The organism is Exiguobacterium sp. N4-1P (assembly GCF_002214325.1).
In genome coordinates this window covers 1,616,787-1,639,952 of the sequence record NZ_CP022236.1, presented here as the reverse complement: position 1 = coordinate 1,639,952, position 23,166 = coordinate 1,616,787, and the positions used below count along the sequence as shown (strand labels likewise).

The following is a 23,166-nucleotide window of genomic DNA, read 5'->3' as shown; positions in this document are numbered from 1 at the left end:
AGTTATGCAAGAACGAATTAAAACGACATTGATTACGGGTTTTTTAGGAGCGGGAAAAACGACACTGTTGAATCATATTGTCTCCCATCCAACCGAAAAGGTGGCGCTGCTCGTCAATGAGGTAGGATCAGTCCATATCGATGAAGCTTTGATTGAACGAAGTGACGAAGAGATGATTGAATTGACGAATGGATGCATCTGCTGTTCGATTCGTGGCGATTTACGAGAGGCGTTATTAAGGATTGCTAAAAAACGACGCGCAGGTGAGATGGTATTCAATCGTTTATTGATTGAAACGACAGGAATTGCTGATCCGGGCCCAATCCTCCAAACATTCTACTTTGAACCGGCAATTGAACAACAATATCAACTCTCGAGCGTCATCACGGTCGTCGACGCGTACCATCTCGAACGAGAATTGACGTTTGAAGAGAATGTCAGACAAATTGGCTTTGCCGATGTTTTGTTACTGAATAAAGTGGATTTGGTACCGGATGCTGCACGAACCGACATCATCGCCCGGCTCGAAGTCTTGAATCCGACGGCACATATCATTCCGACAGTCGAGTCACGTGTCGAGGTAGCAAATTTATTTGAAACGTTCCATTTTCCAAAAGCGGAAGAAGAACGTTTATTACAACAAGATGATCGCTTCGAACGAGCGGCAGATTCGTTCACGGCATTGACGATTACGGAAGTGCAGCCGTTGAATCGGAATCGTTTCGGTGCCGTTTTGCGTGAAGTACTCGAAGCCTATGCGGAAAATTTATACCGCTATAAAGGAATCATTCATTTCGCGGATACGGATCAAAAGACGATTCTTCAAGGCACCGGAATGATTTACGGAACAGCAGTACGTGGAATGTTCGAGCAAGAGAAACAAACGACGCTAGTTTTCATTGGAAAAAATTTAGATGAACAAGCAATCCGAAAAGGTGTAAAGGCGGCGATTGAACATGGTTGAAATGTATTTTGATGGGGCTGTTCGGCCATCGAATGATGACGCGACGGTAGGAATCTTCTGTAAGAATTCCGCAGGAGAAGTCATCGAACGAACGTTTCGGATTACCGCGGTCAACAATCATGAAGCGGAATTCCAGGCGTTTGCACGAGCGGTCGAATTAGCGGAAGAGTTATTGAACGCAGGAGAAAGTGTCTTTTCGTTCCGGACGGACTCGGAAGCAGTTTCGTTAGCGGTCGAACGCGAGTTTGCCAAGAACAAGCGCATTCAAGTTTATTTTGATCCGGCATTCGAACGGTATTCACAATTACCACTGGCATTCGTCAAGTGGATTCCGCGGTCTGAAAATAAAGCGGACCGCGTGGCACGTGAAGCATTAAATGAGTTTTAATTTAAAAACGACCTGTTTGTCCGAGTAGCTCGGTGCAATCAGGTCGTTTTTCTGATATTACAAATCAGGAGCGGCTTTTTCGATTAAGACTTGATCGATGCGCCGTCCATCCAAATCAACGACTTCAAAACGATAATCGGCGATCATGACGTGACTGCCACGCTGTGGAAATTCGCCGAGTGTATATAAAATCAGTCCAGCTACCGTATGATACGCATTCTGGACTTCACCCGGGAGTGGTGTCGTCAAACCGAGCGTTCGTTTCAAATCATCGATATGCAACAATCCGTCTGCTAAATAGGAGCCATCACTTCGCATGATCAGCTCTGGTTCTTCCTCGATCGTTGAAATTTCTCCGACGAAGGCTTCCAATATATCAAATAATGTTATCATTCCTAAAAAACCACCGTATTCATCGAGGACAAAGGCGATCGAGACGGTTTCTTTCCGCATCCGCTCGAGTAAGTCTGTTGCTTTAAGCTGTCGAGGGACAATAAGCGGTGTCTGGATGTAGCGTTCAATCGTCAAGGCGGGAGTATCGGATGCTAAGACTTCTTTCGCATCGATATAGCCCACAAAATGATCCAAATCATCGTGTCCGACGGGCAAATTCCGGTGCTTCGCCCGACGTAAATCATTTAAGATTTGTTCAGGTGAATCGTTTAAATCAATCCACTCCGTGACGGTCCGGGGTTCCATTAATTCATAGGCGTATTGATCGTGGAACGCAAAGACACGAGAGACTTGTTCGGCTTCCGAATCTGCAAAGATTCCTTCCTGAGCACCACGAATCAACAACTGTTTCACTTCATCTTCTGTCTCATCTTCGCTTTCGAGACGATCGAGGCCAATCAATCGGAAAATGCCACTCGTCGACTTACTCAAAATGTAGATGAACGGACGAAGGAGTGTTGAAAAAAAACGCATCGGTTGGGCGAGCCACATCGTGACACGTTCCGGACTGACGAGAGCAATCCGTTTCGGGACTAATTCACCGATGACAAGTGAAATATACGTGATGATTGTGACGACGAAAATATATCCGAGCGTACTGGCATAGGCTTCAAGCCAAGAAAATTGACCGAGCCAGCGGATGACAGGTTGCGATAAAGCGGCACCGCCGAACGCGCCGTTGACGATTCCAATCAAAGTGATGCCGACTTGGACCGTCGATAGTAAATCCGTCGGACGATTTAAAAAATCAAGTGCGATTTGGGCTGATTTTTTCCCTTCATCCGCATACTGTTGCAGTTTCTGGCGTTTTGAAGACAACAGTGCAAGTTCGGTCATTGCAAAAATCCCGTTTGCGACGATTAAAAGTAAGACAATCGTCAGATTGATAAACCACATACTGCATTCACTCCTTTTCGATTAACAAACTATTCCCCAAACAACGCTCTATCATTCCCATTCAACGTTTTTTCCGTTAAACTGATAAGGTGTAAGATGAAAAAAAGGGGGAAACAACAATGGAATATCGTTTAGAGCGAGACACGATGGGGGAAATTCGTGTTTTGGATTCAAAGGAATGGGGCGCACAAACACAACGGAGTTTAGAGAACTTTAAAATCGGTACAGAAAAGATGCCAATCGAAATTATTCGTGCCTTTGCCGTCTTAAAAAAAGGCGCAGCGTTAGCCAATCGAGACCTCGGTGTACTCGACCGGGAAAAGGCAGACGTGATTGCAGAAGTTTGTGACGAGATCATCGCGGGGCAATTCGATGAGGAGTTTCCACTGGTCGTGTGGCAGACGGGGTCCGGCACACAATCGAACATGAACGTCAACGAAGTGATTGCACGCGTTGGGACACGTAAGTTACAAGAACGTGGCAGTGACTTGACGATTCATCCGAATGATGACGTCAATAAATCACAAAGTTCAAATGATACATATCCGACGGCGATGCACATCGCAGCCAAAACGGTCGTCATTGATGACTTGTTCCCGGCGATTGAAGCCATTCATGCGACGCTTGACGAAAAAGCGAAGGCATTTTCTGACATCGTCAAGATTGGACGGACGCATTTACAAGACGCGACACCGATTACACTCGGTCAGGAAATCAGCGGCTGGGTCCGAATGCTCGATTTATCGAAAAAAATGATTACGTTGACGCTTGATCCATTGACGGAACTCGCGATTGGAGGAACGGCTGTCGGGACAGGGATCAATGCGCACCCAGAGTTCGGGGACCGGGCTGCTGAAAAAATGAGTCAAGAGACAGGAAAAGCATTCGTCAGCGCTGAGAACAAATTTCATGCCTTGACGAGCCATGACCAGCTTGTCTTCGCGCATGGTGCCATTAAAGCGCTTGCGATGGACGCGATGAAAATCGCCAATGATGTCCGCTGGCTCGCGTCAGGTCCACGAGCAGGAATTGGTGAAATCACGATTCCTGAAAATGAGCCGGGTAGTTCAATCATGCCAGGGAAAGTCAATCCGACACAGAGTGAAGCATTGACGATGGTCGCGGCACAAGTGCTTGGAAATGATGCGACGATTGGATTTGCTGCGAGCCAGGGAAACTTTGAGCTGAATGTCTTCAAACCGGTCATTATGTATAATTTCATTCAGTCCGTTCGTCTGTTGACGGACGCGCTCCATTCATTCAACGACCACTGCGCAGTTGGTATCGAGCCGGAGCGAGCAGTCATCGATGAAAATGTAGAGCGCTCGCTCATGCTCGTCACAGCCTTAAATCCACACATCGGGTATGAAAATGCAGCGAAGATTGCAAAAGCTGCACATAAGAATGGAACGACGTTAAAAGAAGCGGCATTGGCGACAGGATTATTGACAGAAGAACAATATGACTCCTGGATTGTTCCAGCCGATATGATTAGTCCGAATTTAAAGGCTTAATTTGAAAGTGAGGGTGCCTCCCTCGCTTTCTCTTCACTCGAAGCAACACTGCTTCGGTTGTAGAGAAAGAGGGGGAGGATGTTTTGAGAAATAAACAAATGCAGTTGGAGAAACAAATCAATCAGACGATTCTGATGGTAGAACGTTTATTGCGGATGGAATCCGTCCCGACAGCGGAATTACTAGTGTTCGCCAGTTGGCTTGAGCGGCTCGGTCAACAAGAAAGCATGGAGTTCTTTGCGCGACAAGCGACGCGGCTTGAACAAGAACTTCCTTCAGAAGAAAAGACGATTGGTCATGAGGTGGTAAAACTTCAATTACGACCTGTCATCGACTATTTATCTGCATATGGTCGTAAAAAAATGGTCCGAAAAGAATTAATCGTCTCAATCACGAAACGGTTTCTTGATAATGTCCAGTGGAAAAAGGCGTTAGAAAACGAACGTTACATGACCCGTTTTTTTGGATCAGTCGAAGATATGCTTGAGGTCGGTTACGATTTACCGACGGATGCATTGTTGATTGACTATGAACTTGTCCGGGCTTCAAAAAAGGTACAGCTAGATAAGTTAATCAAAAAATTAGAGGCGACGTTCACCCCTTTGATTATTATCGGAGAGGAAAATCAACAGACGCGTCAATATTGTTACCAGCTCGGAGCAGATGATTACTGGGATGAAACGGTGACGCTCATCGAACGACAAATCCGGTTGAAACGGCTACTACATAAGCTGCGAATTGTCTCATCTACGATTCTTGTTGATGAACTGACCGGGGCGTTCAATCGTAAATACTTACAGAATGCTTTTCAACGGCGTGTGTCACGCCTTGCGCGTGACGGTCAATTATTTGCACTGGCAATCTTTGATCTCGATCATTTCAAGCGGATTAACGATTTACACGGACATCCGACAGGGGATCTCGTGCTATCTGAGCTTGCATCTTTAACGAAACAAGCAATTCGCCAAGAGGATGAAATGATTCGATTTGGTGGAGAGGAATTCATGTTGCTCTTTAGTACAGAGCATGTGGAAGCTGCGTGTGTAACGATGGGGAAAGTTCGGGAACGAATCGAACGGCATACATTTCCTAACGGTCTAAAGGTCACCGTTTCAATCGGTGTAACGCTTGTCTCTCAACCATCGTTCGACCTTGAAGAGATGACGTCCGAAGCAGATGAAGCACTTTATCAAGCTAAGCGAAAAGGACGGAACCGTGTCGTGGCGTACTCGGTCGCAACGGAAAAAGAAAAGATTGAAGGCTTGATAAAAATTGACGGAATGCCTTTGCAGAACTTGAGTCAGCTTGACGTACCGGAGCATCCAAAATATCATTTCCGTGTGTTACCATACGAGGATCCGGCAGAGGCTGTAATGCAACTTAACTTTGTTCCGTTATCGATGATTGCGGAAGCGGATTTCCGTCTGCTCGATCAATGGAAACACGAACGCGAACATACGATTGAAACGATTGTTACTGTCATGGAGGAAAGTACGCTGCTTGGAGAAGCATTACAACGGGGGGTCGTCGATTACTGTCTACTTCCCCTCGAATCGAATCAAATCGAAGAACAGATTCGGCAATGGGTGCTTCGGTTATCATAATTCTTTCGATGTGATGGTTTGCGCACTATAAGTTGATGATTACGATATTTCCCGGAAGTCTTGCATATCCTCGAATGCTTCATAGCACTTGATTGGAGAAGATATCTATTTCAGTACGGACTAAGTAAATTATAATAAATCAATGTTATCCTATTCGTTATTTTCCGATTCAATTAAGCATAGATATGATATGTTAAATTTAGCTGGTCAGGGTGAAATTTTAAGGCCGACTCAAGTCATCGACTTATCATAGCACCATCACTGTTGCGACAGGCAGACGGTTTAGGGAGGTTCATAATGACACAATTTAAAGCAGTTGCTGAAGATATGTATCAAACGCTTCTTACGAAGGAACATCAATTGATAGAATTGATTAAAGCTCAGAATAAACCGGACGATGAATTGGAACGGACTTTATTTGCGATTCGCGTTGCAAAGGATATTCTTGAAAATCGAGTTGTTTTTGGAAAAACAGTAACCATTACATATCCGCAAGGACAGTTAATCTTACGGTAAATGTATTAAAAAATAAGGAAATTCCTTTTAGAGTACGTCTAAAAGGAATTTCCTTATTTGCAGTGTGGCTAAAAAGATAATTGTGCTTTCTTTTTACGAAATTCACTTGGTGAATAACTACTTTCTTTTCGGAATACTTTATTGAAGTAATTTGAATTTGGATAACCTATTTCTTTAGCGATTTGATCAATTGTTTTAGACGTCTCTGTTAAGAGGGCAGCAGCTCGTTCGACACGAAGCCGAGTAATGTAATGGTTTGGCGTCATACCGACAGTCTTTTTGAACAAGCGCGAGAAATGGTAACGTGATAACCGAGCGACCGTCGCTAAGTCCTCAATACCCAACGAATCTGCATAATGTTCATGGGCGTAAACTAAAGAACGAGCGATAGAGGGCGGTGTGTCGGTTAGCATGTCGGTTGGATTAGCAAGAAATGTTTCGAGTGCCATCAAAAAAGTATAACCAAGAGCCGAAGCTTGAAATCCATCTGAAATCGTATCACTTGCTGCTGCATCATAAATAGTGGTTAATCGTTTAATCGGTTCAGATTCCGGATGAAAGCGGACGACAGGACCGAATCGTTTTCGTAGCTTAGTGAAGCAAAGGTTAGCAATTTCACCTTGTAATGTAATATAGATGAACGTCCAATCAGGCTCTCCCTCAATGACACCATATTCAAAATCACTTGGAACAGAAACAATGAAGCCATGTCCGGGGTCAAGTCTATAATTTTTTCCATCTATACGTAATTGACCTGTGCCGGAAAGTGTATATTGAAAAATCAGACTTCCTTTATCGCGACGCTCTAATCCATTCCACTGATAGAGAGAGGATGTTTGATGATCTTTTCCAACCGACCAGATTTGAACAATATCATTTACGAATTCCGGAAAACGAAAAGCATAAGAACCATATTCAATCTCATTTGTCATATCATTTCTCCTGATAGCATAAATTAGCTAATTAAAAAGCATAAAATGATTAAATAAAACTAAAAATATTTAAAAATAATCATTTCAAATATTTATTTCGTAAATATAGCATAAAATAACATAGAAAACGCTCTAAATTTAAAAAAAGAGCACAATAAGACGTAAAATGAAGAAGAAATAGCTTCTTGTGATAACGCTTACAAAAAAATAAACTAATTATAACGAATTCAGTACTTCATACATCATTTAAAGGAAACGGGGTCTATTGTAATGGAATGGAAACAACACTTTGACACACCTAAAAAGGTAGCTGCGCTGATCATTATGTTCTTTGTTATGTTTACGCTTGGAGCAATTAATTATTCAAAAGGAGTAATACTCCCGCGTGCCCAAGAGGATTTAGGGTTTGGTTATAACGACATTGGAATAATGATGGGAATTTACTATACGGGATTTTTCTTATCAAGTTTATTTGGAGGATACATATCAGATAAACGCGGTATCCGGTTCATGATGGCAGGTGGAACGATCATTATGATAATCGGTTTGACTGGTACAGGATTTTCAAACAATTTTGCAATATTTGCTTTGTTTTATGCGATCGTCGGGATAGGGCTTGGAACGATGACGATTGGTTCAAATGCAATTGTTCCACCCATTTTTCCACAAAAACAAGGCTTAATGTTTAACGTCATGATGGGAGTATACGGAATTGGTGCATTCATTGCTCCGCTCCTTTTGAACTATCTATTTGGCGTTGCTGTATCTTGGCGTACAATCTATATCGTACTCGGGGTTACTTTAATCCTCTTTGCATTCTATACACTGAAGGCGCCAATGCCTAAGCAAACTGTTGAAAAGGAAGCCCTTGATTTAAAACAATTTTTTGGGATGTTAAAAAATCGTCAGTTCGTTTTATTGATGTTGTTACTAACACTATACGTTGGGGCGGAAGCGGGATTTGCCAGTTGGCTTCCAGCCTATCTTGAAGGAATTCAACTGGAAGAAGCCCGTTCAAAAGGTGCGTTGTATCTTTCAATTTTCTTCGCTGTTTTTACAATAGGACGTTTACTGGGGGGAATCATCGTCGATCGATACGGTGAAAAACGAGTGATTTTCGTTTTTGCATCTCTTGCTATTTTGACATTTAGCTTCGCTAAATTCGGTCCAGATTCGATTGCCATATTATATGGTGTGTCAGGTGCATTTTTTTCAGTCATTTTCCCGACGGCAATTGCGCTCGCTACATCGCTATTTAAAAATGCGGGGTCAGCACTTGGGTTTTTATATACGGCAGCAGGTCTAGGTGCGATGTTTTCAACTTGGCTCGTTGGATATATGATGGAATTTGTCGGTGTTCGTGCTGGTTTTAACTTACCGCTGTTCTTCTTGATAGGGGTTGTACTCTGTACATTCTTCATCAAGGATCAAGTCAAAGAAGTGAAACGTAATCAGGAAGAAGCTTCTTAAAAGAGAAAGGAGGAATTTTCTATGGCGATTTATTACAATAGTTCACCTACACCACAATTTCATATTCAAGGTAAGGATTTTAGCTATATTCTTCACGTTTTACCGAATGGTCAGCTTGGTCATTTATATTATGGAAGAAAAATCAGGCATCAAAAGAATTTTTCACATCTTATGCGCCAAGTACCACGAGCAACCCTTTCATGTGTCACAGAGGGTGACCTTGCTTTTTCGTTAGAAACGACACAACAGGAATTTCCGAGTTACGGTACGACGGATTATCGCGAACCTGCATTCCAAGTCGTACATGAAACAGGGCATCGAATAAGTGAGTTAATATACGTATCACATGATCTTTTTAAAGGGAAATCGAAACTTGATGGTCTTCCTGCTACTTATGTAGAAGATGAAACAGAGGCAACAACCTTAAAAATAACGTTACGTGATGAACAATCCGGTCTTGAGACTATTTTGTCATACAGTGTTTTTGAACAGACAAATGCATTATCCCGTCAAGTTAAGTATTGTAATACGGGACAGGGACGACTTGAATTAACACGTGCACTCAGCATGTCAGTTGATTTAGACGATGCCAATTATGAACTGCTACAGCTATCAGGTGCGTGGGCGCGTGAACGACATTTAGAGCAACATCATTTACGTCCTGGGATACAGAGTATCTCAAGTACGCGAGGAACAAGTAGCAGTCAACACAATCCATTTTTGGCCTTGAAACGTCCCGGTACGACAGAGCATTCTGGTGAAGTATTCGGATTCAGCCTAATCTATAGTGGAAATTTCTTAGGGCAAATCGAAGTTGATCATTTTAATACGACCCGTGTCCAGCTTGGGATTCATCCATTTGATTTTAAATGGATACTTGATGCCACGGAACAATTCGAAACGCCGGAAGTCATTTTAGTATACTCGAATCAAGGTATCAACGAGATGAGTGAAACTTACCATCGTTTATACCGGACACGATTAGCGAGAGGTGTTTGGCGTGATCGTGAACGACCAACCTTGATTAATAATTGGGAAGCAACTTATTTTGACTTTGATGAAGATAAAATTGTTACGATTGCACAAACTGCACAGAAACTAGGTGTTGAATTGTTTGTTCTCGATGACGGATGGTTCGGTCAAAGAGAAGATGACACAACATCTCTTGGTGATTGGTATATCAATGAAAAGAAACTTCCAAATGGAATGCCACACCTTGTCAACCGGATCAGACAGACTGGACTGTCATTTGGTTTATGGTTTGAACCGGAAATGGTGTCAAAAAAAAGCCGACTATTCCAGGAACATCCGGACTGGATTATCGAAGTACCTGGCTATCATCATTCACATGGGCGTCATCAATATGTACTTGATTTTTCCCGCGAAGAGGTTGTAGATCATCTCTTTGAACAAATGACTACTATATTAGGAAGTGCCGACATATCTTACGTCAAATGGGATATGAACCGGTATATGACTGAAATTGGTTCTGCTACGTTACCGTATGAACGACAGCAGGAAGTCGCACACCGATATATTTTAGGGGTTTATGCACTTTACGAACGATTAATCGAAGCGTTTCCAGCTATTTTATTTGAATCGTGTGCAAGCGGGGGGGCCAGATTTGATCCTGGTATGTTGTATTATGCACCACAAGCTTGGGCCAGTGATGATACGGATGCAGTCGAACGATTAAAAATTCAATATGGAACGTCAATTGTTTATCCGCTCAGTTCTATAGGAGCACATGTATCGGCTGTACCGAATCATCAAGTCCACCGTCATACGAGTCTTGCCACTCGTGCAAACGTAGCGTTCTTTGGTACATTCGGATATGAATTGGACATCACTAGACAGTCCTTCGAAGAGCAGGAAGAAATCAAGCAACAAATTCATTTTTTTAAGAAGCATCGTAAGTTATTGCACACGGGCATCTTTAAAAGATTAGTCAGTCCTTTTGACGGAGATGGCAACGAGACAGCATGGTCCGTCATCTCTGGAAATAAAGAAGAGGCCCTTATTGCTCACTATCAGGTATTAGCGCGTCCTAATCCACGTTTGAAACGGTTAAAGTTGAGCGGGCTTGATCCAGAGAAAAATTACAGGGTGAATGGAAACGTATATTCTGGTGATGAGCTTATGTACATCGGTCTGAGCTTACCAGAACCTTACACGGGAGCTGACTTGCAGCAAAAAAGCCAGCAAGGAGACTTTAGTTCAATTCTGTATCACTTGGTTGCTGTGCGAATCGAACAAAACTATCTGGAAAAGACGAGTTTTACAAAAGTGGTAAATTAATAAATAAAGTAAAGGAAGACTCTCAGTCGACATCGAAGGATTAATCAAAAATCTCTTGAACGAGGGACCTTTGATTTCGTGCTTCCCTTCCAATTTCATATGTGGAAGCGTTCTTAAACGATACAAAAAGATGACCCTGCTATGTAGTAAAAGGGGTCATCTTTTAATGTTATTGTTCAAAGCATTTTATCGAGAATGCAAATGTATTTTCTTTGTTAGCCGGATAAAATGCTTCTTCTAATAAAGTGAAGTGCGAAGGGATGGAGGGATAAAAAACATCCCCGTCGATCTCGGCTTCAATTTCGGTCACGTAGAGACGTTTTGCAACTGGCAAGGTTTGGCGGAACAGTTCGCCGCCCCCGATCAAAAAGACTTCTTCTTCTGAATTAATTATGGCAGAGAGTGAATCGAGATTGTACCAAATCGTGACACCGTCTGCTTGAAACTGTTCATCCCGCGTAACGACGATATTTTGTCGCCCGGGTAACGGACGTCCGATTGATTCAAAAGTCTTTCGCCCCATGATGATCGGTTTGCCAAGTGTCACGCGTTTAAAATGAGCGAGGTCAGCTGGAAGATGCCAAGGCATCTCATTATCACGACCGATGACACGATTTTTCGTATAGGCGACGATATGTGAAATCATACGGCGACGACTCCTTTAATGTGTGGATCAGGATCATACCCTTCGATGATGATATCTTCGAAACGGAAGTCCTCTATACGAGTCACTTCGCGGGCGAAACGGAGCCGTGGGAGTGGTTTGGGCGTCCGACTCAATTGAAGATTAACTTGATCCATGTGATTGGAGTAGATATGTGCATCTCCTAACGTATGGACAAAATCCCCGACTTCGAGTTTACAGACATGTGCGACCATATGTGTCAATAAGGCGTATGAGGCGATATTAAACGGTACTCCTAAAAAGACGTCTGCCGAACGCTGGTAGAGCTGACAAGAAAGTTTGCCGTCGGCGACGTAGAATTGAAACAAGAGGTGGCACGGCGGTAATGCCATCTCGTCTACTTGTCCCGGATTCCAGGCACTGACGATGAGGCGGCGAGAATCTGGATTTGTTTTGATTTGCTCGATGACATTTGCGAGTTGATCAACTGTCGTTCCGTCTGGCTTAGGAAAGGAACGCCATTGTGCTCCGTAAACCGGACCTAGATTCCCGTCTTCGTCTGCCCACTCATTCCAAATTCGAACTCCGTTTTCTTGTAGGTAAGCAATGTTCGTGTTCCCAGAAATGAACCAAATCAATTCATGGATGATTGATTTCATATGTAATTTCTTCGTCGTGACCATCGGAAATCCGTCCTTAAGCGGGAACCGCATTTGATGACCGAAGATGCTCGTCGTCCCGGTTCCCGTCCGATCTTCTTTTTTTGTCCCGTTCGTCAGAATTTCATGGCATAGGTCGTGATATTGTTTCATTTGCAAAACTCCCCCTCTAACTCTCTGTTCCCTTATTGTATCTGAAATCAGGAAGATGAGCTAGAGACATGACGGCGAAAGAGATAGCTGAATAGTCCGAATAGCGGGAGGAAATCGCGCCACATCAACTTTTTTTCATCGCGTGAGCGAATGCGGTATAACATAAAAATTTGTAAAATATAAAACATCACGAGGTCGACGGCCATCGTTCGGACGAACTGATTCGTCATGAAGTAAAGCAAGAAAATCGACCAATCGGAACGGGCTAACGCAATCCAGATGATGCACGCTGAAAGGACAGCTAACAGAGGAACGGCAATCAATATCCAAGTGCGCCGACGAAACGGAAGAAATGTCTGTCGCGGAATGGCGAGTGCGAGGTAAGGCATCAAAACGAACGATCCGAGGACGAAGGCGCCGATACTTGCTAACATCGGTGAAGGTTTTAAAAATCGTTTTTCGTCTAAGAACATCATAAAGAATGCAAGCGGATAAATGCCTAGCAGTGTAAACAGGCTCAGGGCTGACGTGTCAAATTGACTTTGATCAAACCGAAGAAAAGAAAATAAAAAACCGTCCGGAAAAACACGATTGTTTCCGAAGGATAAAATAAAGACGATGGCAACAATCCAAATTAAAAATAAAAAATAGCGACGATACACGATGAAACGCCTCCCTTCTCAAATTATTTTCCTCAATCAGTATACTTTAAACATCAAAAGTCTGTGGAAACGGATGTAAAGGTACTGTTTAAAATATTGGAATTCACTTGTTTTAAGTCAAAATGACATGGTACGATGGCGATGAAGTCGTTGGAAGCGCTTAACCGAAATGTGCAAGCGTTTGCCTAAAGCAATCATGGAGGAGTGATGACAAAGTATGGAACAAAAATGGTGGCATGATAGTGTTGTCTATCAAATTTATCCGCGTAGCTTTAATGATTCGAATGGGGATGGAATCGGGGACCTCGTCGGAATCATTGAAAAACTGGATTACTTAAAATTACTCGGGATTGACGTCATCTGGTTGAGCCCGGTCTATGATTCGCCGAATGATGACAATGGATATGATATTCGGGATTATGAAGCGATCATGAATGAGTTCGGGACGATGAATGATTTTGATCAATTGCTTGATCAAGCGCACGCACGGGGAATTAAAATCGTCATGGATTTAGTCGTCAATCATTCTTCAGATGAGCACGCTTGGTTCGCAGAATCACGAAAAAGTAAAGACAATCCGTATCGGGACTATTATATTTGGCGGGCAGCGAATGACGATGGTACATTGCCGAACAATTGGGGCTCAATCTTCTCCGGCCCAGCGTGGGAGTTAGATGAAGCGACGAATGAATATTACTTACACCTCTTCTCGAAGAAACAACCGGATCTGAACTGGGAAAATGAACAATTGCGTCATGAAATTTATGCGATGATTACGCGCTGGTTAGACCGTGGAATCGATGGGTTCCGAATGGATGTCATCAACTTGATTTCGAAAACTCCAGGCCTGCCGGATGCGGATGTTGCACCGGGGGCATTATATGGCGACGGGGGACAACACTACATCAATGGTCCGCGGATTCATGAATACTTAAAAGAGATGAACGATGCGTCGTTCGGGAACTATGATGTCCTGACCGTCGGGGAAATGCCAGGGGCGACGACGGAAGATGCGATTTTATATACGGATCCAGCGCGTGACGAGGTCAACATGGTCTTTACGTTTGAACACATGGATTTAGATTCAGGTCCAGGTGGAAAGTGGGACGTCTTACCGTTCGACTTACAAAAATTAAAGGACAATTTCACGAAATGGCAAGTCGCGTTACACGACAAAGGCTGGAACTCACTCTATTGGAACAATCATGATCAACCGCGTGTCGTCAGTCGCTTCGGAAATGATACGACGTACCGGGTCGAGTCGGCGAAGATGCTCGCGACGTTGTTACACTTGTTAAAAGGAACACCGTACATCTATCAAGGAGAAGAAATCGGGATGACCAATGTCGCCTTCGAGACCATTGAAGAGTATGAAGACATCGAGATTCGGAACATGTGGAAGGAACGGATGGTCCAAGGAGCAAATCCTGAAGCATTACTGCAGGCTGTCCATCGAAAAGGACGCGATAATGCACGGACACCAATCCAGTGGAATGCAGAGCAGCATGGCGGCTTTACGACAGGAACGCCGTGGTTGAAAGTCAATCCAAATTATCGTGAAATTAATGTCGAACGGGCGTTAGAAGATCCGAATTCGATTTTTTATTACTATAAGAAGCTGATTCAGTTGCGTCATGAACACGATTTGGTCGTCTACGGGAAGTATGCGTTGCTCGAAACGGCTAATGATATCTATGCGTATTCGCGGACTTATGAAGGAGAAACGTGGTACGTGTACTGTTCGTTTGCAGAAGAGGAGACAACAGTCGAGGTCGAACACGATACCACGGATATCATAATTGGAAACTATGCCACTGCCCCGACGAATACAGATCAAGAAGTCGTTTTGCGTCCATATGAAGCGGTTGTCTATCGAACGGAATAAAAAAACAGCCCTTTTCTCATTGAGAAAGGGGCTGTTTCATCACACTTAACGTTCATTTTTAGCGATATGTTTGACGGCTTGAACAATCGATTCACGGTCTTGTTTAGTCGTGTGTAGATGTAGTCCGTATAACCGCTCCGTTCCAATCCACTTTTCGTGTAACAGTTGCCCTTCAATTTTTAAAGGTTCCGTGTTGGCAAGCAACGAAAACTCGACGATGATTGTTGTCGTTTTCTGTAAAGGTAACTTGAGTGGGGTCGTGATGGCGATACCACTTGGAGAAATATTATGGATGTGCATCAATCCAGCTGGTGTGCGGCGTCCGTCTTTAACGAGGTAAAACTCACCTGTGATCGGTTCTTTAAAGGTATAGCGAAAAGGTTCATTCCGTTTGATTTTCAATCATCCCACCTCCCACTTCCCATTATCCGTTAATTCAATGAAATCTTCCATCCTCGATTTGATGAATGAAGTCATTGGATTTTTTGATGTCAGGCTGCGAGATCCGTCGAATCAGCAGGCGGGTTCATCCGTTTCGCGATATACATAAATGGTGTCGCGAGCCATGCGATGACGAACTTCGCAACATACGTCGTCAAAAAGATTTGCCACCAAATATCAAACGGGAGACTGTGAAAAGCAATCGCGCAAAACGTTAACGTATCGAGCAATTGGCTGATGACTGTTGAACCAGTTGTTCGGAGCCATAAATTTTTTTCACCCGTCTTTTGACGAATCTTCGAATACATGAAGACATCAAATAGTTGTGAGACCAAATAAGCAGAAAGACTACCGAGTGCAATCCAAGGTAATAAACCGAATAATAAGTTCATCGATGAAGACATGTCCTTCGCGAAAGCATCATTTAGAGGTGAGTAAAGGAGACTGTATTGCATGAGGATGGTCGTAGCAATCAAAGAGAAGAATCCTAAGAAAACACCTTGACGCGCAACTTTTTTTCCGTATTTTTCATTCAAGATGTCCGTGGCAAGATAACAACTTCCATACACGACATTTCCTAATGTGAAAATGTACGAGTAGATATCGACTTGTTGTGTTACTTGGATATTGGCGATGATTGTCGCGATCGCAATCCAGACCATCAATCCCGTTCTACCAAAAAAACGATAACTAAGTAATAACAATCCCATCGTTAAGATAATCGAGGGGAACCATAACCATTCATTCATAAATAATGTGCTCCTTTCTAGGTCATACAGAGCAAAATTTTACGCGTAATTTTAAAATATGTCAAAAAAAAGACGCTCGAGAGCGTCGGTGGTCAATCGGGACGTTGAAGCGAATAACGTTTTCGACGGCCTTTGACGAAGTACCCGTCTGATTCCTGAAAGTCATTGGAAAGGAAAATTTTCCGTGCAATCTGTTCATGAGGTGATGTCGGTAAGACGCGAGCACGTACTTCGTATACTTCAAGGACGTTCGATGTATGCAAAGCGGACTGAACAGCCTTTGTTCCATAACCTTTCCCGCTGTATGAATCAAAAATCATCAAATCGAGCTGGAAGTAATGACCCATTTTTAATAACAAGACACGACCGACGACTTGGTCTTCGACGATAATGTCAAAATAGAAATCCTCTGGGTAACTGTGTTCGAGTGAATCAAAGGCACGAGTGGTCCCGAGTTCCTGATCGTAGCCTCGAATCTCTTGTTTCGTCAGTCCGTAGGCCGGCTCGCCATATTTTACGAAATGTTCGAATTCCACTTGGTCTACATGTCGTAGTGTTCGACGTTTTAAATCCATGACGTTATCCTCCTCTGATAGCAATTACCTGTGCATGTTCATTATAGCGAGTAAAAGAACGAAAAAGCAAAAGATAGCCGATGGGAAGGGAGGAGGGACATCTTTAAAAAAGTATTCGGAAGCACCTGTAAACGGAATGTCGTTGTATCATTTGACGTCGAATATGGTAAAGTAATGATGTAGACATATATGTATTGGAAGGAGATGGAAAAATGTTCACTGAACGAGATGGTATTAAATTACGCCTCGAGCAAATCGAACGATTGTATGCTGATTTGAATCGTGAGGCAAAACAATTGACAGAACGCTTACGTCAGTTGGATGAGCAAGGTGATGATGTACGACATGATGTTGCGTTAAATAAAGAAGATCGGGATCATTTGAAATCAAGTATCGATGAGACGTTGCAGGCATTATTGCAACGGACGACAGTCGACGCAAAAGTCGAGCAAGAAAAACAGGAAGATTTGATTTCTAAAAAAGCACTCATCGAAGATATCGAAGGGTTATTGAAGAAAAAAAAATAAGCTGGCCTGGGCTAGCTTATTTTTTTTCTAAATTAGGCGAGAATACGCCCACTTCTAAACGATCAGGGTGAAGATCGAGTGAAGGTGGGAGATGAATCGCCACCCTCTCTTTCAGGTATATCCGTTGTAGGGAGGTGAACGTCATGTTGACTCACAAGGCCTACACATTCAGAATCTACCCGACAAAAGAACAGGAAATCCTGATTGCGAAGACGATCGGTTGTTCGCGCTTCGTCTTCAACCACTTTTTAGCGAAGTGGGATGAGACGTATAAAGCGACAGGTAAAGGACTGTCTTACGGGTCTTGTTCGAAAGAACTTCCGTTGTTGAAGCAGGCGTTCGACTGGCTGAAGGAAGTCGATAGCACGTCTGTCCAGACGAGCGTCAAACATCTTGCTGATGCCTTTGACCGCTTCTTCAAGAAGCAGAACGAACGGCCTCGCTTCAAGTCAAAGTGCAACCCTGTTCAATCGTATAAGACGAACATTCAAGGCAAGTCTCAACTTCCAGAAGTCTCGATCGTCGGCGCCAAGATCAAAATTCCAAAGCTGAAGTGGGTGCGCTTCGCTAATTCGAGGCAGGTCGTCGGACGCATCTTGAACGCCACGATCCGACGTAACGCTTCAGGAAAATACTTCGTCTCCCTGCTCGTCGAGCAGGAGAGCAACGAAATGCCGAAGACGGGCTCATCCGTCGGCGTCGATGTCGGATTGAAGCACTTCGCCATCCTGTCAGACGGCACGGTATACAAGAACGACCGTTACTTCCGTTCGCTTGAGAAGAAGCTGGCGCGTGAACAACGTAAACTCTCTCGTCGTCAACGGTTGACCTTGGACAAGAAAGGAACACTTTCCGAGGCGAAGAACTATCAGAAGCAGAAGCGGAAGGTCGCCCGCATCCACGAGAAGATCGCGAACAAGCGAACCGATTTCCTGCACAAGGTATCGACCGAGATCGTCAAAAACCACGACGTCATCGGCATCGAGACCTTGCAGGTGAAGAACATGCAGAAGAATCGCAAGTTGAGCAAGTCCATCTCCGAAGTCAGTTGGTCGGAGTTCTTCCGCATGCTCGGATACAAGGCAGAATGGTACGGGAAGACTGTCGTCAAGGTCGGCAAGACCTTTGCTTCTAGTCAACTGTGTTCCAGTTGCGGACATCAACACAAAGACGTGAAACATCTTGGCTTACGTGAATGGACATGCCCGAGTTGCGGCATCCACCACGACCGCGATGTGAACGCAGGATTGAACCTCAAACAAGAAGCTGAACGCCTTTTAGCTTCTTCAATCGTCGGGACGACGGGGTTAGCCTGATCAGGTTTCGACCGTTAGGTCGGGTAACTCAGGAATCCTACACCTCTAAGCGAAGCGTAGGTGGAGGTAGTTCAAGGGAGTGAATCAAGTGAAGAAAGAACAGGTGTTGTTGACAACATGTTTAAGACCGACCGCTGCCGTCGAAACACGCTTACATCAGTTGATGCAAGAGGGAGCGCTAGACTTTCAGGTTGTCGAACGTAAAAAACACAGCATTCAGTCGTTACAACAAACCCACCGCTTACCCCTTTTAGTCGTTGACAAGCAACGGTTGGAATATTATCCGTTAGATGAAGAAGCCTCGTTTTTCTTTCATCCGTCTAGTGCGGTCTTTCGGATAAAACAATTTGATGCATCGGGTCATGATCCATTAATTGCAATCGCCAAGCTTAAGCCGGGAATGACCGTTCTTGATTGCACACTAGGATTAGGAGCGGATGCAATCGTCATGAGCCATGCTGTCGGCTCAAGTGGTCAAGTCGTAGCGTTAGAGAGTAAAGCAGAAACGGCACTCATCGTTCGTGAAGGACTGATTGCTTGGCAAGAAGGCTATGAGCCGATCAATGATGCCATGCGCCGGATCGAGGTGCTGAACGAACAACACATCCGTTATTTAAAGACCTTGCCCTCGGATTCATTTGATGTCATCTATTTTGATCCAATGTTTGAAAAGACAGTGACGGAGTCGACGCATTTGAACGGCCTGCGCACCCTTGCTGACTATGAAGTATTATCGATTGAGGCAATCGAGGAAGCAAAACGAGTCGCAAAGAGACGAATCGTCTTAAAAGCCCATTTTGAGAGTGAGTTGTTTAATCAATTTGCTTTTGAGCGTATTAAACGGAAATCATCGAAACTTCATTACGGTGTGATTGAATTGACGTAATCTAGTACGACGAAAAAATCTCCACCCTCATCAGTCGACGACTGAACAGGATGGAGATTTTTTTAGTGTTTATTGTGTGACTTCTTTTAATTCTTCTTCCATATCATCAAACTTGTCTTGTACAGAGTCAACAGGTTGTTTCGTAAGAAGGCTGACGACGACTGTAAAGAGAAGACTTGTAAAGAATCCTGGAACCATCTCATAAAGCGTATCGCTAAAGTTGAGTTGGACCCATAGAATAACTGTGACGGCACCAGAGATAATTCCGGCAAGTGCCCCTTGTTTCGTCATCCGTTTCCAGTAAAGTGAAAGCAAGATGATTGGTCCGAATGCAGAACCGAAACCAGCCCATGCGTAACCGACAAGTGAAAGAATCGTCGCTGAAGGGTTCCAGGCAAGGAATGTTCCGATCACTGCGATGGCTAAAACTGCACCACGACCGATTAAAACAAGTTGTTTGTCTGACGCTTCTTTATGCAAGAACGTCTTATAGAAGTCTTCCGTCAGCGCACTTGATGTAACGAGCAGCTGAGAAGAAATTGTCGACATGATTGCTGCCAAGATGGCTGCCATCAAGAAGCCAGTGATATACGGGTGGAACAAGACATCAGCGAAACGAATAAAGACCGTTTCTGGGTCACCGAGTGCATTACCTTGTCCTTCAAAGTAGGCAATCCCGACAAGACCTGTCAGCATCGCACCTAAAATTGAGAAGAACATCCAACCAATCCCGATACGACGGGCTTTTTTCAAGTCCTTAACAGAACGAATTGCCATAAAGCGGACGATGATGTGGGGTTGACCGAAGTAACCAAGTCCCCAAGCGAGGAATCCGATGATTCCGAGGACAGTCGTTCCTTTGAACGGATCAAATAGTGTAGGATCTAAGTTGTCCGCATAGTTGAATGCGCCGTCGACACCACCAACATCCGTCAATGCGACGATTGGTACGAGGATGAGAGCGACGAACATGATACAACCCTGGACGAAGTCGGTCCAACTGACTGCGAGAAAACCGCCAAAGAGTGTATAGGCGACAACGACCGCGATCGTCAAGAGCATACCATAATGATAATCAAAGCCAAATGAACTTTCGAACAATTTACCACCCGATACAATACCGGCTGAAGTATAGAACGTAAAGAAGACGATGATGACGATCGCAGAGACCGTCCGTAAGATACGTGATGTATCTTTAAAACGATTCTCCAAGAAGTCTGGAATCGTAATTGAATCGTTTGCCATTTCCGTATAGAGACGAAAGCGTGGAGCGAGGACGATATAGTTGATGTAACAACCAATCAGTAATCCTAATGCAAGCCAAAGTGCTGAAACGCCGGTAGCATACATGGCACCAGGAAGTCCCATCAACATCCAACCACTCATGTCAGAAGCACCAGCAGATAGTGCTGTTACGCCCGGTCCTAAGTTACGACCGCCTAACATGTAGTCTTCCGTGTTTGTCGTTCGTTTATACGCGATGTAACCGATGGCAAGCATCATAAATAGATACAGGCCAATTGAAATCCATTCTTGCGACATAAAAATAAATCCTCCCATGCATGTAGTTGTCGTCGTCTGTTCGGGATAAAAAAGTTAAAAAGTGAACATCGATGACTTATTTGTTCCCAACCTTACAGGTGCCAAAACTACATTGCAAGTCCTTGCAAACAGGCGGAAAATGGCTTCAAGCCTAGTCTATCAAGGGGTTGGGACACTTTTCGTCCCTGCTAAAGTTCTAATTTTCTGATTTTCGTCACTTTATTGTAATGATTAAATCAGATGAACGTATTTCAGTATTTGTGAAATTAGTGTAAAATGTGAAAAATTAAAAAACAGACTAGCATGTGCTAATCTGTTTAGAGAAAAATCATTTACATCAAGCTGAGGTATGCGTCATGCAGCCGGTCGAGTGCTTCGTCTAGTTGGCGCCGCGGGCATCCGAAGTTTAAACGTTCGAATGTCACGCCGTTCGTTCCGAATGCTTTTCCATGGGTTAAGGCGAGGGATGCTCGTTCAACGAGCCAAGTCGCACGATCGTCTTCGGTCAATCCGAGGCGCTCAAAATCAATCCAAAGTAAAAAGGTTGCATCAGGTTTGACGACAGATAGTAACGGCATCTCCGTTTCGATTCGTCTGAGAGCATGGTCACGATTTTGCTCTAAATATAAGAGAAGTTGGTCAAGCCATTGTTCGCTCGCTTTATCCTCATAGGCAGCGATGATTGCCGTTGAGGCAAGCGCGTTCGGATGAACAAAGTTTGCTTGCTGGACACGTTCGATTTCCAAACGAATGGTTTCGTTCGGAACAACTAGATAAGAAGCATAAAGTCCTGGAATGTTGAATGTTTTTGAAGGTGCACTGACGAGAATTGCCTTCTCATATGAAAATGCTGAAATCGGATGGTGTTTGTTACCGGAAAAAATCAAATCAGCATGGATTTCATCGGACAGAAGATAAACGTCATATTTCTTGGCCAAATCAACAATCGTTTCAAGTTCACTCCGATTAAACACCCGACCAGTTGGATTATGGGGACTGCATAAAATCATCATTTTCGCAGTTTTCATCTGTGCTTCAAGACTCAAGAAATCAATTTCATAACGTCCTGCAATCAAGCGGAGCGGATTTTCAATGAGCGTTCGATTGTTCGATTGAATGATTTGGTGAAACGGGGGATAAACAGGAGTTTGAATGATGACCTCATCATGCTCATCGGTCAGTGCCAAGAGACTGTGTGCTAGAGCAGGGACGACGCCACTCGAATAAAGGAGCGATGATTGTTCAATCTGTTGATCATAACGTTTCAAAAACCAGTTTTGAATGGCTTGTTTGGCTCGATCTTCGAATAGGGAATAGCCGAAATGACCGTGTGCAATCCGTTTTGTTAATGCCCCGACGATTGAATCCGCTGGTCGGATATCCATATCGGCGACCCACATCGGAATTAATTCTTCTGCTCCATATAAATCTTTTAAGCCGTCCCATTTGACCGAACCCGTCATTTTTTTATCAATGATTTCATCAAACATGTAATCTTTCATATGCCTCGACTCCTTCGTAAAATATGATTCATGTCTTCACCTTATCGAACGGATTGAAATTCAGCAAGTTGAAAAATTGTAGGTTTTAGAGTGTACGCTTTTGGGAAAAACCATAATCGTACACAAAAAATAGACGGGGTGAATAAGATGTTGCATTCAAAAGTATTGGTAGGACGTACGCCTGAGGAGTTAGAAGAACGAATGAATCATTTCTTCGAAGAAAACGGAGTCGGTTCAAATTCAATCATTACACTTAAGTTTTCTACATTCGTTGCATCAAAAGCAGACGAACATTACTCAGTTCTTATCGTGTTCGATAATTCGCTAACAAAAACCGTATTATAAGTAAATAACTCTTCTAAATTGGCAGACTTGGCAACGTCTGTCAGTTTTTTTATTGAAGAAATGTTTCATCTAAGCTATACTGATATCAGAAATATGTACGCTTCCGTAGGTTAATGGCAGACCTCAGCAATGGTAATGCTGCAGTGCGAGTTCGATTCTCGCCGGAAGCATCGAATAAATAAGTCTTCCGTAACAAGTAAAATTAACTTGGACGGGGGACTTTTTTTACTCTATTTGCTCGTTTTATATTAAAGGAGAAAAAG

The 23,166-nt window shown here is 43.6% G+C and carries 22 protein-coding genes and 1 tRNA gene; 13 read left to right on the top strand and 10 right to left on the bottom strand.

Going from position 1 to position 23,166, the window contains the following annotated elements:
* The first annotated feature begins 4 nt into the window (after positions 1-4).
* Positions 5-964, top strand: a complete 960-nt coding sequence (locus tag A0126_RS08585) for a CobW family GTP-binding protein (protein WP_088837290.1) — start codon at positions 5-7, stop codon at positions 962-964.
* Positions 957-1,352 carry a ribonuclease HI family protein gene (locus A0126_RS08580; protein ID WP_029330538.1) on the top strand — a complete coding sequence of 132 codons (396 nt, stop codon included), beginning with the start codon at positions 957-959 and terminating at the stop codon, positions 1,350-1,352. The genes A0126_RS08585 and A0126_RS08580 overlap by 8 nt, the downstream gene beginning before the upstream one ends.
* Before the next feature lie 57 nt (positions 1,353-1,409).
* Here the strand turns inward: A0126_RS08580 and A0126_RS08575 are convergent, their stop codons facing one another.
* On the bottom strand, positions 1,410-2,702 hold the full coding sequence (locus tag A0126_RS08575; protein WP_088837289.1) for a hemolysin family protein: 1,293 nt from the start codon (positions 2,700-2,702) through the stop codon (positions 1,410-1,412).
* A gap of 119 nt (positions 2,703-2,821) precedes the next feature.
* Between A0126_RS08575 and fumC the strand changes: the two genes are divergently transcribed.
* The 3 genes from fumC (at position 2,822) to A0126_RS08560 (ending at position 6,336) form a co-directional block, all read left to right on the top strand.
* Entirely contained in the window at positions 2,822-4,216 is a 1,395-nt protein-coding gene (gene fumC / locus A0126_RS08570) for a class II fumarate hydratase (RefSeq protein WP_088837288.1), read from the top strand.
* Between the two features lie 83 nt (positions 4,217-4,299).
* Positions 4,300-5,820 (top strand): GGDEF domain-containing protein, encoded by a 1,521-nt coding sequence (locus A0126_RS08565; RefSeq protein ID WP_088837287.1) that lies wholly within the window; start codon positions 4,300-4,302, stop codon positions 5,818-5,820.
* Positions 5,821-6,117: 297 nt separating this feature from the next.
* Entirely contained in the window at positions 6,118-6,336 is a 219-nt protein-coding gene (locus A0126_RS08560) for a hypothetical protein (protein ID WP_088837286.1), read from the top strand.
* A gap of 68 nt (positions 6,337-6,404) precedes the next feature.
* Here the strand turns inward: A0126_RS08560 and A0126_RS08555 are convergent, their stop codons facing one another.
* Positions 6,405-7,268 (bottom strand): AraC family transcriptional regulator, encoded by an 864-nt coding sequence (locus tag A0126_RS08555; RefSeq protein ID WP_088837285.1) that lies wholly within the window; start codon positions 7,266-7,268, stop codon positions 6,405-6,407.
* A gap of 270 nt (positions 7,269-7,538) precedes the next feature.
* On the opposite strand from A0126_RS08555, the gene A0126_RS08550 reads away from it, so the two are divergent.
* On the top strand, positions 7,539-8,738 hold the full coding sequence (locus A0126_RS08550) for an MFS transporter (RefSeq protein ID WP_088837284.1): 1,200 nt from the start codon (positions 7,539-7,541) through the stop codon (positions 8,736-8,738).
* A 21-nt stretch (positions 8,739-8,759) separates the two neighbouring features.
* Positions 8,760-11,036 carry an alpha-galactosidase gene (locus A0126_RS08545; protein ID WP_088837283.1) on the top strand — a complete coding sequence of 759 codons (2,277 nt, stop codon included), beginning with the start codon at positions 8,760-8,762 and terminating at the stop codon, positions 11,034-11,036.
* A gap of 169 nt (positions 11,037-11,205) precedes the next feature.
* Here the strand turns inward: A0126_RS08545 and A0126_RS08540 are convergent, their stop codons facing one another.
* The 3 genes from A0126_RS08540 to A0126_RS08530 are packed head-to-tail and all read right to left on the bottom strand — an operon-like array spanning position 11,206 to position 13,135.
* Entirely contained in the window at positions 11,206-11,682 is a 477-nt protein-coding gene (locus A0126_RS08540) for a dihydrofolate reductase (RefSeq protein ID WP_088837282.1), read from the bottom strand.
* Entirely contained in the window at positions 11,679-12,473 is a 795-nt protein-coding gene (locus tag A0126_RS08535) for a thymidylate synthase (RefSeq protein WP_088837281.1), read from the bottom strand. Before A0126_RS08535 ends, A0126_RS08540 begins: the two co-directional genes overlap by 4 nt.
* 47 nt (positions 12,474-12,520) lie before the next feature.
* The gene (locus A0126_RS08530) at positions 12,521-13,135 is read right to left on the bottom strand and encodes a hypothetical protein (protein WP_088837280.1); all 615 of its coding nucleotides are present in this window, start codon (positions 13,133-13,135) and stop codon (positions 12,521-12,523) included.
* A gap of 217 nt (positions 13,136-13,352) precedes the next feature.
* On the opposite strand from A0126_RS08530, the gene A0126_RS08525 reads away from it, so the two are divergent.
* Entirely contained in the window at positions 13,353-15,020 is a 1,668-nt protein-coding gene (locus A0126_RS08525) for a glycoside hydrolase family 13 protein (protein WP_088837279.1), read from the top strand.
* A 45-nt stretch (positions 15,021-15,065) separates the two neighbouring features.
* Here the strand turns inward: A0126_RS08525 and A0126_RS08520 are convergent, their stop codons facing one another.
* From A0126_RS08520 to A0126_RS08510, 3 genes are all read right to left on the bottom strand, one after another.
* Complete coding sequence (locus tag A0126_RS08520; protein ID WP_088837278.1) at positions 15,066-15,422, bottom strand: PilZ domain-containing protein; 357 nt, start codon at positions 15,420-15,422, stop codon at positions 15,066-15,068.
* A gap of 89 nt (positions 15,423-15,511) precedes the next feature.
* Positions 15,512-16,210, bottom strand: coding sequence for a queuosine precursor transporter (locus A0126_RS08515; RefSeq protein WP_088837277.1), 699 nt, complete (start codon positions 16,208-16,210; stop codon positions 15,512-15,514).
* Positions 16,211-16,302: 92 nt separating this feature from the next.
* Positions 16,303-16,785, bottom strand: coding sequence for a GNAT family N-acetyltransferase (locus tag A0126_RS08510; RefSeq protein WP_088837276.1), 483 nt, complete (start codon positions 16,783-16,785; stop codon positions 16,303-16,305).
* A 212-nt stretch (positions 16,786-16,997) separates the two neighbouring features.
* Between A0126_RS08510 and A0126_RS08505 the strand changes: the two genes are divergently transcribed.
* The 3 genes from A0126_RS08505 to A0126_RS08495 all read left to right on the top strand — a co-directional run bounded on the left by A0126_RS08505 (position 16,998) and on the right by A0126_RS08495 (position 19,514).
* Positions 16,998-17,312, top strand: a complete 315-nt coding sequence (locus A0126_RS08505) for a hypothetical protein (protein WP_029330516.1) — start codon at positions 16,998-17,000, stop codon at positions 17,310-17,312.
* Positions 17,313-17,455: 143 nt separating this feature from the next.
* The gene (gene tnpB, locus A0126_RS08500) at positions 17,456-18,628 is read left to right on the top strand and encodes an IS200/IS605 family element RNA-guided endonuclease TnpB (protein ID WP_088837275.1); all 1,173 of its coding nucleotides are present in this window, start codon (positions 17,456-17,458) and stop codon (positions 18,626-18,628) included.
* A gap of 88 nt (positions 18,629-18,716) precedes the next feature.
* Entirely contained in the window at positions 18,717-19,514 is a 798-nt protein-coding gene (locus A0126_RS08495) for a class I SAM-dependent methyltransferase (RefSeq protein WP_088837274.1), read from the top strand.
* Positions 19,515-19,583: 69 nt separating this feature from the next.
* Here A0126_RS08495 and putP read toward each other — a convergent pair whose 3' ends face one another.
* Positions 19,584-21,056, bottom strand: coding sequence for a sodium/proline symporter PutP (putP, locus tag A0126_RS08490; RefSeq protein ID WP_088837273.1), 1,473 nt, complete (start codon positions 21,054-21,056; stop codon positions 19,584-19,586).
* Between the two features lie 332 nt (positions 21,057-21,388).
* Entirely contained in the window at positions 21,389-22,558 is a 1,170-nt protein-coding gene (locus A0126_RS08485; RefSeq protein ID WP_088837272.1) for a MalY/PatB family protein, read from the bottom strand.
* A 147-nt stretch (positions 22,559-22,705) separates the two neighbouring features.
* Between A0126_RS08485 and A0126_RS08480 the strand changes: the two genes are divergently transcribed.
* Positions 22,706-22,903: a hypothetical protein gene (locus A0126_RS08480; protein WP_029330508.1), complete on the top strand. Its 198-nt coding sequence runs from the start codon at positions 22,706-22,708 to the stop codon at positions 22,901-22,903.
* Between the two features lie 99 nt (positions 22,904-23,002).
* Positions 23,003-23,073: transfer RNA gene (locus A0126_RS08475), tRNA-Thr, on the top strand.
* The last annotated feature ends 93 nt before the right edge of the window (positions 23,074-23,166 follow it).

What these genes read in the sequence shown, in the direction of transcription:
- A0126_RS08585 (WP_088837290.1), top strand. Translation starts at nt 5, where the DNA reads ATGCAAGAACGAATTAAAACGACATTGATTACGGGTTTTTTAGGAGCG.
- A0126_RS08580 (WP_029330538.1), top strand. Translation starts at nt 957, where the DNA reads ATGGTTGAAATGTATTTTGATGGGGCTGTTCGGCCATCGAATGATGAC.
- A0126_RS08575 (WP_088837289.1), bottom strand. Translation starts at nt 2,702, where the DNA reads ATGTGGTTTATCAATCTGACGATTGTCTTACTTTTAATCGTCGCAAAC.
- fumC (WP_088837288.1), top strand. Translation starts at nt 2,822, where the DNA reads ATGGAATATCGTTTAGAGCGAGACACGATGGGGGAAATTCGTGTTTTG.
- A0126_RS08560 (WP_088837286.1), top strand. Translation starts at nt 6,118, where the DNA reads ATGACACAATTTAAAGCAGTTGCTGAAGATATGTATCAAACGCTTCTT.
- A0126_RS08555 (WP_088837285.1), bottom strand. Translation starts at nt 7,268, where the DNA reads ATGACAAATGAGATTGAATATGGTTCTTATGCTTTTCGTTTTCCGGAA.
- A0126_RS08550 (WP_088837284.1), top strand. Translation starts at nt 7,539, where the DNA reads ATGGAATGGAAACAACACTTTGACACACCTAAAAAGGTAGCTGCGCTG.
- A0126_RS08545 (WP_088837283.1), top strand. Translation starts at nt 8,760, where the DNA reads ATGGCGATTTATTACAATAGTTCACCTACACCACAATTTCATATTCAA.
- A0126_RS08540 (WP_088837282.1), bottom strand. Translation starts at nt 11,682, where the DNA reads ATGATTTCACATATCGTCGCCTATACGAAAAATCGTGTCATCGGTCGT.
- A0126_RS08535 (WP_088837281.1), bottom strand. Translation starts at nt 12,473, where the DNA reads ATGAAACAATATCACGACCTATGCCATGAAATTCTGACGAACGGGACA.
- A0126_RS08525 (WP_088837279.1), top strand. Translation starts at nt 13,353, where the DNA reads ATGGAACAAAAATGGTGGCATGATAGTGTTGTCTATCAAATTTATCCG.
- A0126_RS08515 (WP_088837277.1), bottom strand. Translation starts at nt 16,210, where the DNA reads ATGAATGAATGGTTATGGTTCCCCTCGATTATCTTAACGATGGGATTG.
- A0126_RS08510 (WP_088837276.1), bottom strand. Translation starts at nt 16,785, where the DNA reads ATGGATTTAAAACGTCGAACACTACGACATGTAGACCAAGTGGAATTC.
- A0126_RS08505 (WP_029330516.1), top strand. Translation starts at nt 16,998, where the DNA reads ATGTTCACTGAACGAGATGGTATTAAATTACGCCTCGAGCAAATCGAA.
- tnpB (WP_088837275.1), top strand. Translation starts at nt 17,456, where the DNA reads ATGTTGACTCACAAGGCCTACACATTCAGAATCTACCCGACAAAAGAA.
- putP (WP_088837273.1), bottom strand. Translation starts at nt 21,056, where the DNA reads ATGTCGCAAGAATGGATTTCAATTGGCCTGTATCTATTTATGATGCTT.
- A0126_RS08485 (WP_088837272.1), bottom strand. Translation starts at nt 22,558, where the DNA reads ATGAAAGATTACATGTTTGATGAAATCATTGATAAAAAAATGACGGGT.
- A0126_RS08480 (WP_029330508.1), top strand. Translation starts at nt 22,706, where the DNA reads ATGTTGCATTCAAAAGTATTGGTAGGACGTACGCCTGAGGAGTTAGAA.